General features: G+C 67.0%; 2 protein-coding genes. Both read right to left on the reverse strand.

What is annotated here, in order from left to right; all coding sequences use genetic code 11:
* Positions 1–115: 115 nt before the first annotated feature.
* Positions 116–349 carry a hypothetical protein gene (locus MZTS_RS15315; RefSeq protein WP_056363097.1) on the reverse strand — a complete coding sequence of 78 codons (234 nt, stop codon included), beginning with the start codon at positions 347–349 and terminating at the stop codon, positions 116–118.
* Positions 350–471: 122 nt separating this feature from the next.
* Positions 472–2,289, reverse strand: a complete 1,818-nt coding sequence (locus tag MZTS_RS15320) for a GmrSD restriction endonuclease domain-containing protein (protein WP_192284513.1) — start codon at positions 2,287–2,289, stop codon at positions 472–474.
* Positions 2,290–2,611 lie beyond the last annotated feature (322 nt).

Genomic DNA, 2,611 nt, shown 5'->3' on the forward strand with positions numbered 1-2,611 from the left:
CAAAAGTGAGTCAGAGCCCCAATTGGACGCCGATCAGGGGTCCCGTTCCGATGCCGTTTGACAATCCGGCGTTGAGACGATCCCGGGCCGGGTAGCGCTGTCCGGTGGGCGCGGGTCAAGCAACCTGCACGATCTCCGCGGCCGCGATCAGGTTGACCTGTCCGCTCCGCTCGCCGCGCATGCGCAGCAGGAACCCGCGCCGCAGGTAGGCGACGACCTCGTCCTCGCGCACGGCGATCTGGTTGGCGGCGTGGTGCTTGACCTTGCCGAGGGCCGGATCGGCCACTCGCAGAAGGCCGTCGCGGAAGCGGTGCGGCACGAAGCGCTCGCCGTCCGCAGCGATGCGCACGAGGTCTCCCGGTCCGCACGCCGTACCCGGGAGTGCGACGAGCGCAGGTTGCGGTGAGCTCGGTGGGTCAGTTCGTGCGATGGCAGCGGTGATGCCGGGGGTGGTCTCGGCATCACCGCCGATCAGTTTCCCGCCGCACTCCCGGTCGTGGCGAAGGGTGCGGGCGGCACGATGCCGGCCGGATCGAGGTCGAGCCCCCGCAGGCGCTGCCGAATCAGCTCCTCGCGCGCGGCGACGAACTCGGGCAGCGCGCCCACCTGCCAGAGCGCCGGATCCCTCGGGATCAGGTGCCGGTCGAGGAACGTCCCATCGCGGGTGCGCAGCCACTGCTCGAACGGCAGGTTGCTCTTCTCGAGGTTCTCGCGCACGAGCAGCAGCTCCAAGTTCCCGAGCCGGTTCACGCTGTCGAGGATGCGCTGGATCAGCGGCTCCGACAGGTTCTGCGCCATCAGCGCCTTCCGGTCGGCGAGCGAGCGCGGGATGATGTGGTCGACGTGGTGCGGCGTCGAACCCCAGGCCTGAGTGTCGTAGAGGAGCGACAGCGCCAGGAAGCAGGTGCGCTTCCCGTAGCCGACGTCGAGGACACCCTCGATGTTGTTGTCGTCGAATGCGATCGCCCGCCCGCGCGAGGCGAGCCCCTGCACGAGGGCGCGGTGGGGGAAGTCCCGCCCGTCCTTCAGCGCCTCCTGCAGGATCGCGCGCGCCGCGCCGATCGTCCGGTCGGAGCTGCCGCCGAACACGCCGTTCAGCAGGCTGCCGAGCAGCCACCGGTGGATATGCCGGGCGTTCGCCGCCTCAAACGGCGTCGTGCCGTCCAGGCTGCCGCCGCCGACCCCGTGGAGGTAGTAGGCGATCGGCAGGAGCGCGTTGAGCGACGTCAGCGTCTCCCCGTCGATGCCGAAGCGGTTCACGAGCCGCAGCGTCGCCACAAGGCTCGCCTTGATGCGCGTCCAGCTCGCCTCGATGCGGGCGAGGTTGGAGGTCGTGAAGTTGGCGACCTTGTAGCGCTGGTCCAGGTCGCAGAGCACGAGGCAGGACTTCATCACAAAATCCTTGTCGAGCCGGTTCTTCGCGCCGAGCCCCTCGTTGAGGTGGTCGACGAAGCCGTAGATCTCTTGGCGGGCGCTGACGCCCTGCCACTGCGCGGTGATCATCGACAGGAGGAGGTCGGACTTGCTCAGCTTCGTTCCGCCGTCGTTGGCGCGGATGAAGATATCGAGCACGCGGTCGTAGGATTGGTCCTTCTCCGTGTAGTAGGCGATGACCTCGTCCTTCCACACCATGCGGTAGAGCCGGTCGAGGGTCTTCTCGACGATCCTGCCCTGCGCCTTCGTGGACGCGTCGGGCAGGGCATCGACCACCTCGTCTCTCAAGCGATCGAAGGCATCGTCGCCGATGCAGTCGAGGATGCGCCCGACCTTGAACCAGTGGTGCCGTGCGTCGCTCTTCGGCTCCGTCTCGAAGAAGCGCAGGCCGTAGGTGATGCCGAGGTCCTCGTCGTCGGACACCGCGTCGTCGACCGCAGGGTCCTTGAGAAGATCGAGGTAGAGGCGCTGCCTGCTCCAGGCGTCGGGGTTGTGCCGCCGGCCGTACCTGGCGCGCACCGAGTACGTGCCGCGCAGGCCGATAAGCAGCGAGGTCAGGCGCTGCTGCCCGTCGAGCACGAGCTTGACGTCGCGTCCATCGGGCTCGGCCATCTCGTTGTGGGTGTCGCCGTGGCGGAAGTTCTCGATGAACTTGTAGATCTCCCAGTCGGCCCGACGCTCGGGCCGGATCTCCCAGAACAGGAAGGAGGAGATCGGGTAGCCCTTCAAAAGGGAGTCGAACAGGGCGACGATCTGCTCGGGCTGCCAGACGTACGGTCGCTGTATGGCCGGCAGGAAGTAGCTGCGGTTGATGTCGTCGAGCACGCGGCCGATGGTGGACGAGACGTAGGACATGGCAGGAAGGTACGTTCGATGCGGAGGTGCGCCATGGGTGCCAAGGTTCGTGCATCGCGTCCATCGGACATCGTCGATTCAGGGTCCGTGTGGCTTCCCGGTAGTGCCTGAATCGGAGAGCCGAGTGCAGGTCGATCGCCCGCGCTAAAATCCAGGACGACAGGGTTGGGTGGGTCTGAGACGGTCCGCATCTGCGTGGCAAGACGCTGAAGCGAAGATCTCTTCCTCTCCCTCCCGCGATCCTCTCAGTCCTCTGGTGGTGAGCTCGGATATCGCCGTGCCGGGGGGGCATGCGCACCGTAGGTGCGCGACGACCGGCCCT

It is taken from the genome of Methylorubrum zatmanii (assembly GCF_014845115.1).
GTDB lineage: Bacteria > Pseudomonadota > Alphaproteobacteria > Rhizobiales > Beijerinckiaceae > Methylobacterium > Methylobacterium zatmanii.